At 66.7% G+C, this 7584-nt stretch carries 8 protein-coding genes and 1 pseudogene; 3 read left to right on the top strand and 6 right to left on the bottom strand.

What is annotated here, in order from left to right; genetic code table 11:
• Positions 1–81: 81 nt before the first annotated feature.
• The 4 genes from nrdE to QK444_RS28630 form a co-directional block, all read right to left on the bottom strand.
• On the bottom strand, positions 82–2163 hold the full coding sequence (nrdE, locus tag QK444_RS28645) for a class 1b ribonucleoside-diphosphate reductase subunit alpha (RefSeq protein WP_228814853.1): 2082 nt from the start codon (positions 2161–2163) through the stop codon (positions 82–84).
• Between the two features lie 62 nt (positions 2164–2225).
• On the bottom strand, positions 2226–2687 hold the full coding sequence (nrdI, locus tag QK444_RS28640; protein ID WP_282785248.1) for a class Ib ribonucleoside-diphosphate reductase assembly flavoprotein NrdI: 462 nt from the start codon (positions 2685–2687) through the stop codon (positions 2226–2228).
• 75 nt (positions 2688–2762) lie between these two features.
• Positions 2763–2996: a redoxin NrdH gene (locus tag QK444_RS28635; protein ID WP_029927314.1), complete on the bottom strand. Its 234-nt coding sequence runs from the start codon at positions 2994–2996 to the stop codon at positions 2763–2765.
• Positions 2997–3505: 509 nt separating this feature from the next.
• A complete protein-coding gene (locus QK444_RS28630) occupies positions 3506–4075 on the bottom strand; it encodes an NAD(P)H-dependent oxidoreductase (RefSeq protein WP_282785247.1) in 570 nt (189 codons plus the stop codon).
• Between the two features lie 101 nt (positions 4076–4176).
• Here QK444_RS28630 and QK444_RS28625 point away from each other — a divergent pair, with 101 nt between their 5' ends.
• A complete protein-coding gene (locus QK444_RS28625; protein ID WP_282785246.1) occupies positions 4177–4890 on the top strand; it encodes a TetR/AcrR family transcriptional regulator in 714 nt (237 codons plus the stop codon).
• A 10-nt stretch (positions 4891–4900) separates the two neighbouring features.
• Complete coding sequence (nadE, locus tag QK444_RS28620) at positions 4901–5740, top strand: ammonia-dependent NAD(+) synthetase (protein ID WP_282785245.1); 840 nt, start codon at positions 4901–4903, stop codon at positions 5738–5740.
• Between the two features lie 18 nt (positions 5741–5758).
• Here the strand turns inward: nadE and QK444_RS28615 are convergent, their stop codons facing one another.
• Together QK444_RS28615 and moaA are read right to left on the bottom strand one after the other, a co-directional pair.
• Complete coding sequence (locus QK444_RS28615; protein WP_029927306.1) at positions 5759–6001, bottom strand: MoaD/ThiS family protein; 243 nt, start codon at positions 5999–6001, stop codon at positions 5759–5761.
• Positions 5994–7055, bottom strand: a complete 1062-nt coding sequence (gene moaA, locus QK444_RS28610) for a GTP 3',8-cyclase MoaA (RefSeq protein ID WP_282785244.1) — start codon at positions 7053–7055, stop codon at positions 5994–5996. The genes QK444_RS28615 and moaA overlap by 8 nt, the downstream gene beginning before the upstream one ends.
• An 87-nt stretch (positions 7056–7142) precedes the next feature.
• Between moaA and QK444_RS28605 the strand changes: the two are divergent.
• A pseudogene (locus QK444_RS28605) lies at positions 7143–7584 on the top strand (molybdopterin molybdenumtransferase MoeA); the annotation flags it as partial.

The raw sequence follows: 7584 nt of genomic DNA, 5'->3' as shown, positions 1-7584 counted from the left end.
CCACCGACGCGGTCCCCCGTTTAAAAACGCCGCGGGCGCACCGGGTTCCCATACCGCACCCCCCCTCGACCGTTGCCCGGCTCAGAGCATGCAGCTCACGCAGCCCTCGACCTCGGTGCCCTCCAGGGCCATCTGGCGGATGCGGATGTAGTAGAGGGTTTTGATGCCCTTGCGCCAGGCGTAGATCTGGGCCTTGTTGACGTCGCGGGTGGTGGCGCTGTCCTTGAAGAACAGCGTCAGCGACAGGCCCTGGTCCACGTGCTGGGTGGCGGCGGCGTAGGTGTCGATGACCTTCTCGTAGCCGATGTCGTAGGCGTCCTCGAAGTAGTCGAGGTTGTCGTTGGTGAGGTAGGGGGCCGGGTAGTAGACGCGGCCGATCTTGCCTTCCTTGCGGATCTCGATCTTGGAGGCGATCGGGTGGATCGAGCTGGTGGAGTGGTTGATGTAGGAGATGGAACCGGTCGGCGGCACGGCCTGCAGGTTCTGGTTGTAGATGCCGTACTGCATGACCGACGCCTTCAACTCGCGCCAGTCGTCCTGGGTGGGGATGTGCACGCCCGCGTCGGCGAAGATCTGGCGCACCCGCTCGGTCTTGGGCTCCCACGCCTGCTCGGTGTACTTGTCGAAGTACTCGCCCGAGGCGTACTTGGACTCCGGGAAGCCGCCGAAGTACGTACCCCGTTCCTTGGCAATGAGATTCGACGCCCGCACCGCGTGGTAGGCGATGGTGTAGAAGTAGATGTTCGTGAAGTCCACGCCCTCTTCGGAACCGTAGAAGACGCGCTCACGCGCCAGGTAGCCGTGCAGGTTCATCTGACCGAGGCCGATGGCGTGGGATTCGTTGTTGCCCTGCTCGATCGACGGCACCGAGTAGATGTGCGTCTGATCCGAGACCGCGGTGAGCGCGCGGATGGCGGTCTCCACGGTCTTGCCGAAGTCCGGTGAGTCCATGGTCTTGGCGATGTTCAGCGAGCCCAGGTTGCAGGAGATGTCCTTGCCCACCTTGGAATACGAGAGATCGTCGTTGAACTCCGAGGGCGTGGAGACCTGGAGGATCTCCGAGCACAGGTTGGAGTGGGTGATCTTGCCCTTGATCGGGTTCGACCGGTTCACCGTGTCCTCGTACATGATGTACGGGTAGCCGGACTCGAACTGCAGCTCGGCGATGGTCTGGAAGAACTCGCGCGCCTTGATCTTCGACTTGCGGATGCGCTTGTCGTCGACCATCTCGTAGTACTTCTCGGTGACATTGATGTCGGCGAACGGCACGCCGTAGATGCGCTCCACGTCGTACGGCGAGAACAGGTACATGTCCTCGTTCTTCTTCGCCAGCTCGAAGGTGATGTCCGGGATCACCACGCCCAGCGACAGCGTCTTGATGCGGATCTTCTCGTCCGCGTTCTCCCGCTTGGTGTCGAGGAAGCGGTAGATGTCGGGGTGGTGGGCGTGCAGGTACACCGCGCCCGCGCCCTGCCGCGCACCGAGCTGGTTGGCGTAGGAGAACGAGTCCTCCAGCAGCTTCATGATCGGAATGACGCCCGAGGACTGGTTCTCGATCTTCTTGATCGGGGCACCGGCCTCACGAATATTGCTGAGCAGCAACGCGACTCCGCCACCGCGCTTGGACAGCTGCAGGGCGGAGTTGATGGAGCGCCCGATGGACTCCATATTGTCCTCGATGCGCAGCAGGAAGCAGGACACCGGTTCGCCGCGCTGCTTCTTGCCCGAGTTGAGGAAGGTCGGCGTGGCGGGCTGGAAGCGGCCCGCCATGATCTCCTCGACCAGCTCCGAGGCCAGGATCTCGTCACCGTCGGCGAGGGTCAGCGCGACCATGCACACGCGATCCTCGAAGCGCTCCAGGTAGCGCTTGCCGTCGAAGGTCTTGAGCGTGTACGAGGTGTAGTACTTGAACGCGCCGAGGAAGGTGGGGAACCGGAACTTCTTGGCGTACGCCTGCTGGAACAGCTGCTTGATGAAGGCGCGGCTGTACTTCTCCAGCACCTCTGTCTCGTAGTAGTTCTCCTCGATGAGGTAGTCGAGCTTCTCGTCGAGGTTGTGGAAGAAGACGGTGTTCTGGTTGACGTGCTGCAGGAAGTACTGGTGCGCGGCCTCGCGATCCTTGTCGAACTGGATCTCGCCGTTCGGACCGTACAGGTTCAGCATGGCATTGAGGGCGTGGTAGTCCAGGCCCTCGGTGGTGCTGGAGTCCCCGCTGACCGGACGCTCTACGCGGGCAGTCTTTCCGACCGGTGCTGTTGTCGTTGCCAAAACAATCCCAATCCCTCTCGGACGCGCTCGACGTCCTCGGCAGTTCCCATGAGTTCGAAGCGATACAGGTACGGCACTCCCGCTTTGCGCGAGATCACCTCTCCCGCAAAGCAGTACGTATCGCCGAAGTTCGTATTGCCGGCCGCGATCACGCCGCGCAGCAGGGCGCGGTTGTGGGCATCGTTGAGGAATTTGGCCACCTGCCGGGGCACGAATTCCTTCTCGGATCGGTTCCCACCCAATACGTGCCGACCACCCCCGTAGGTGGGGACGATCAGCACGTAGGGTTCATCGACGCGAAGCGAGTCGGCGGTATGCAGTGGTATGCGGAGCGCCGGGAGACCCAGCTTCTCCACGAAGCGGTGCGTGTTCTCCGACGCACTCGAGAAGTAGACCAGATTGGCTGTCTGGGTGGACATGTCGGCCACCTTCCCAGTTCGATCGGGCGAACCTGCGACCAGCGGCGAGCTTCCCCGCACGCCGCTGGGGGCCGCTCAGGCCGCGACGGTGGCGAGCGCCTTGATGCGGTCCGGGCGGAAGCCGGACCAGTGGTCGTCACCGGCGACGACGACGGGGGCCTGCAGGTAGCCCAGGGCCATGACGTAGTCGCGGGCTTCGGGGTTCTCGGAGATGTCGACGACGTCGTAGTCGACGCCGATCTTGTCGAGCGCCTTGTAGGTGGCATTGCACTGAACACAAGCAGGCTTCGTGTACACGGTGATGGTCATTGTGTCCCCTTCTCCTCGCCTTCGATCCGTATGCAGTGCACGGCTGAAACAAGATCCACGTACTAGCTGCGCAAACCCCTGGAAGCGGAACCGAAGCCCCTGGTCACCCGATCCGACCCACTGTTCATCTCGGGTGGCTTTCCAGCGCTGTAGACACTACACCTAGTGGCCGACAGATTCATACAACACGACATGTTGCGACTCACAAAGGTGAAATTCCGGTGTCGTAAGTACCTGGCCACTCAATTCGCAACTCGACACGACTGAGGCAGAGATCACAATTTCGGCAAGTAGCACATTCTCAGCAAACCCTGCGTCATCAGGCATAACACCCATCACGCGGGTCACACGCACACCACGGGTACGCGGATGTCGCAGCACCGCCCCGTCATGCGGCCGACACCGAATCGAGACGCGCCCCGGCGTGTCGCCGGGGCGCACGCCCCGCCGCACACGACAAGGCCACGGCGTCGAAAGCCGTGGCCTCGTGGGGATTCGGAGTTCGCCGGTCAGGCGTTGACCAGGTTGCCGTTGGCCGACTCCGCCAGGGAGACGACGGTCGCGGCCAGCTGGGTCAGCGCCTCGGCGTCATCGGCCGGGTGAACGTCGACGAACCGGTTGCCGATGGTGCCGAAGTGCAGGTGGGCATTCTCCACCACGGTCGCACCCGCCACGCCCAGCGCCTTGACGGTGTCCCCGTGCGCCCACTTGGCCGCGTTCGGGCTGATGGACGCGGACACCACCGCGGTGGGCTTGCCCTTGATGGCACCGGCGCCGTAGGGGCGCGAGGCCCAGTCGATGGCGTTCTTCAGCACGGCCGGGAGGGTGCCGTTGTATTCGGGCGTGACCAGCAGCAGGCCGTCGGCGGCTGCGATCGCGTCACGCAGCGCCTGCGCGGCGGCGGGCACTTCGCCCTCGACATCCAGATCTTCGTTGTAGAAAGGGATATCCGCGAGACCCTCGTAGAGGGTGATCTCCACGCCCTCGGGCGCCGTCTTGGCGGCGGCCTCGGCGAGGCGGCGGTTGATGGAGGCAGCACGCAGGCTTCCGACGAGAGCGAGCAGACGGGTCTGAGACATGGTGGGCACTCCTGAAGCTGTAGTCGGTGGGTGGTACGTTCACCTGACACTAACCGGACCACGGTCCGGATTCATTCCCGGGTACCGAGGAGGGCACCGTGATGCGTGACACGCCCCCGGCGGAGCAGCCCGCGTCGCTGTCATCCGACTCGCTGTCATCGGACTCGCTGCCGTCCGACTCGCTGACGATCGAGCCCCGGACACCACCGTCGCTGCCGGGCGGCATCCCGCTGCCGACCACCGAGCACGCCGAACGCAGCGACGCCGCCCGCAACCGCCAACTGCTGCTCGACGCCGCCGAGGCGCTGGTGCGCGAACAGGGCGCGGAGGCCGTCACCATGGACGCGGTGGCCAAGCGGGCCGGGGTCGGCAAGGGCACGGTGTTCCGGCGCTTCGGCAATCGATCCGGACTCATGCACGCGCTGCTGGACCAGTCGGAGAAGAAATTGCAGGCGGCCTACATGTTCGGCCCGCCGCCGCTGGGACCGGGCGCACCGCCGGTGGAGCGGCTCATCGCCTTCGGGCGGGCACGGCTGGCCGGAATCGAGGTGGAGGGCGACGTACGCCGGGAGGCGGCCTTCGATGCCGACCGCTATGCCAGCGCCCCCTACAACGTGACCAGATCCCATGTGGCTCTGCTGCTTCGGCAGGCCGACGTGGCCAGCGGCGGCTGGCTGCTGGCGGATACGCTGCTGGCCGCGCTGGACGCGGGCCTGGTGCTGCACCAGACCCGCGTGCTCGGGTACACGCTGGCGCAGATCGGCGACTACTGGGAGACGCTCGTCCGCCGCGTCACCGCCCCGACCGCGCAGTAGAGTGTGCGCAATGGGGAACCTGCGTGACGAGATCATCGCCGAACTGGGCGTGGCACCGACCATCGAACCGAAACTCGAAGTGCGGCAGCGCATCGACTTCCTCAAGGACTATCTGCGCGCCACCCCCGCCGCGGGATTCGTGCTCGGCATCAGCGGCGGCCAGGACTCCACGCTGACCGGGCGGCTGTGCCAGCTCGCCGCCGAGGAACTGCGGGCCGAGGGCACCGAGGCCACCTTCGTGGCGGTGCGGCTGCCCTACGGGGTGCAGGCCGACGAGGAGGACGCGCAGATCGCGCTGCGGTTCATCCGGCCGGACCGCTCGGTGGCGGTGAATGTCAAGCCGAGCGCCGATGCCGCGGGCGAGGAGGTCGCGCTCGGCGTGGCGGGGCTGCTCGGCACCGAGGCCCGGCTGCGGGATTTCGTGCGCGGCAATATCAAGGCCCGCGAGCGCATGGTCATCCAGTACGCCATCGCCGGTCAGCTGAATCTCCTGGTGGTCGGCACCGACCACGCGGCCGAGGCCGTCACCGGCTTCTTCACCAAATACGGCGACGGCGGCGTGGACATCACCCCGCTCACCGGCCTCACCAAACGCCAGGGCGCGGCCCTGCTCCAGGAACTCGGCGCCCCGCCCAGCGTCTGGCAGAAGGTCCCGACCGCCGACCTCGAGGACGACCGCCCCGCCCTCCCCGACGAGGAGGCTCTGGGCCTGACCTACGCCCAGATCGACGACTACCTCGAGGGCAAGGATGTCGCCCCGGAGGTGGCACAACGCCTCGAAACGATCTACCGCAACACCCGCCACAAGCGCACCGTCCCGGTGACCCCGCTCGACACCTGGTGGAAGTAGCCGCGACCACCCGGGTGATCAGCCGCCCGCGAAGGGCGGGAGGACGTCCACCCGTGCGGTGAGGGGAGTCGCCGCGTCCCTGGTGAGTTCGTCGCCGACGAGGTAGGCGCAGACGCGGAGCATGGGGTCCAGGTCGGGGCCGTAGGTGGTGGCGAGGGTGTGGCGCAGGTCGGCGACCGTGGCTCCGGCGGGGAGGTCCAGGGTCTCCTTGTCCTTGCCCACCGCGTCGGCGATGGCGGCGAAATAGCGGACCTCAACCACCGATGGCTCCCATCGTTCGCTCGGGGGGCTGGAAGTCGGCGGCGTCGATGCCGTGCCCCGCCCACTTGTTCCACATGGCGCCGCGCCACAGGGTGGCGATCTCCGCGTCGGAGGCGCCGGAGCGCAGGGGCGCGCGCACATCGTATTCCTGATCGCTGAACAGGCAGGACCGGATGCGGCCGTCGGCGGTGAGGCGGGTGCGGTCGCAGTCGCCGCAGAATGTGCGGGTCACCGAGGCGATGATGCCGACGGTGCCGGGGCCGCCGTCGACCAACCAGTTCTCGGCGGGGGCGGACGGGTCGTCGGGGCGGCCGATCTCGGTGAGAGTGAAGCGCTCGCCCAGCACGTCGAGGAGTTCGGCGGCGGTGATCATATTGGCCCGCGCCCACTCGTGGTCGGCGTCGAGCGGCATCTCCTCGATGAAGCGCAGCTCGCAGCCCTCGTCGATACACCATTGCAGCAGATCCGCCGCGCCGGACAGGGTTTCGCGCATGAGCACGGCGTTCACCTTGACCGGGGCCAGCCCCTCGCGCTGGGCGGCGCGGATGCCGGAGAGCACCGACTCGAGGCGGTCGCGGCGGGTGAGCCGGGCGAAACCGTCGCGGTCGACGGTGTCGAGGGAGACATTGACGCGGTTCAGCCCGGCTTCGGCCAGCTTGCGGGCGCGGTGTTCGAGACCGACGCCATTGCTGGTCATGGCCAGCGGCGTATCCGGCAGCGCGGCGCGACACCCGGCGATGATCTGCTCCAGGTCGCGGCGCATGAGCGGTTCACCGCCGGTGAAGCGCACCTCGTGCACGCCGAGTTCGTGCACGGCCAGCGTGACCAGGCGCACGATCTCGTCGGTGGTGAGCAGTTCATCGGCCGGAATGGGCGGCAGGCCCTCCTCCGGCATGCAGTAGGTACACCGCAGCGAGCACTTCTCGGTAATGGATACCCGCAGGTCACGGGCGGTGCGACCGTAGCGGTCCACCAGGAACGGGGTATCGGGGCGACCGTCGAGAGAGGGTCGCCCGGCTCGTACGGCGGGAATTCCCATCACGACCACGGTCACCCGACCATTATTACGGGTATGTCCAGTCCCCCGCTCGGCCTGTCGTGCCGAGCGGCCCCGCCGCGGCGCGCGTATAGGCTGACCCGCATGACTTCTCGGCCAGTTCGGATGCAGGCCCGGTCCGTCGACGACCACCGGCAACGCATCGAAAGTCTGCTGCGTCCGCTGGCAGACCGGGAGACCGAGCGGATTCCGATGGCGCGCGCGCTCGGACGGCGGCTGGCCGAGGATCTGCACTCCCCCCTGGATCTGCCGGTCTTTCGGAACTCGTCCATGGACGGGTACGCGGTGCGGGCCGAATCGGTGGCGACGGTACCGGTGACGCTGCCGCTCGCCGGTGTGGTGGCGGCCGGGATGGCCGGTGACGCGGAACTGCCCACCGGGACGGCCGTGAAGATCATGACCGGCGCACCGCTGCCGCCGGGCGCGGACTGTGTGGTGCCGGTCGAGGACACCCGCGCCGACGGCTCCACCGTGACCATCGAGAAGGGGCGCGCCGCAGGCGATTTCGTGCGCGAACCGGGCACCG

This window comes from Nocardia sp. CC201C (assembly GCF_030010695.1).
Classification (GTDB): domain Bacteria; phylum Actinomycetota; class Actinomycetes; order Mycobacteriales; family Mycobacteriaceae; genus Nocardia; species Nocardia otitidiscaviarum.
This window is presented reverse-complemented; position numbering and strand designations above follow the sequence as displayed.

What these genes read in the sequence shown, in the direction of transcription:
- QK444_RS28635 (WP_029927314.1), bottom strand. Translation starts at nt 2,996, where the DNA reads ATGACCATCACCGTGTACACGAAGCCTGCTTGTGTTCAGTGCAATGCC.
- nrdE (WP_228814853.1), bottom strand. Translation starts at nt 2,163, where the DNA reads ATGCTGAACCTGTACGGTCCGAACGGCGAGATCCAGTTCGACAAGGAT.
- nadE (WP_282785245.1), top strand. Translation starts at nt 4,901, where the DNA reads ATGGGGAACCTGCGTGACGAGATCATCGCCGAACTGGGCGTGGCACCG.
- nrdI (WP_282785248.1), bottom strand. Translation starts at nt 2,687, where the DNA reads ATGTCCACCCAGACAGCCAATCTGGTCTACTTCTCGAGTGCGTCGGAG.
- QK444_RS28630 (WP_282785247.1), bottom strand. Translation starts at nt 4,075, where the DNA reads ATGTCTCAGACCCGTCTGCTCGCTCTCGTCGGAAGCCTGCGTGCTGCC.
- QK444_RS28625 (WP_282785246.1), top strand. Translation starts at nt 4,177, where the DNA reads ATGCGTGACACGCCCCCGGCGGAGCAGCCCGCGTCGCTGTCATCCGAC.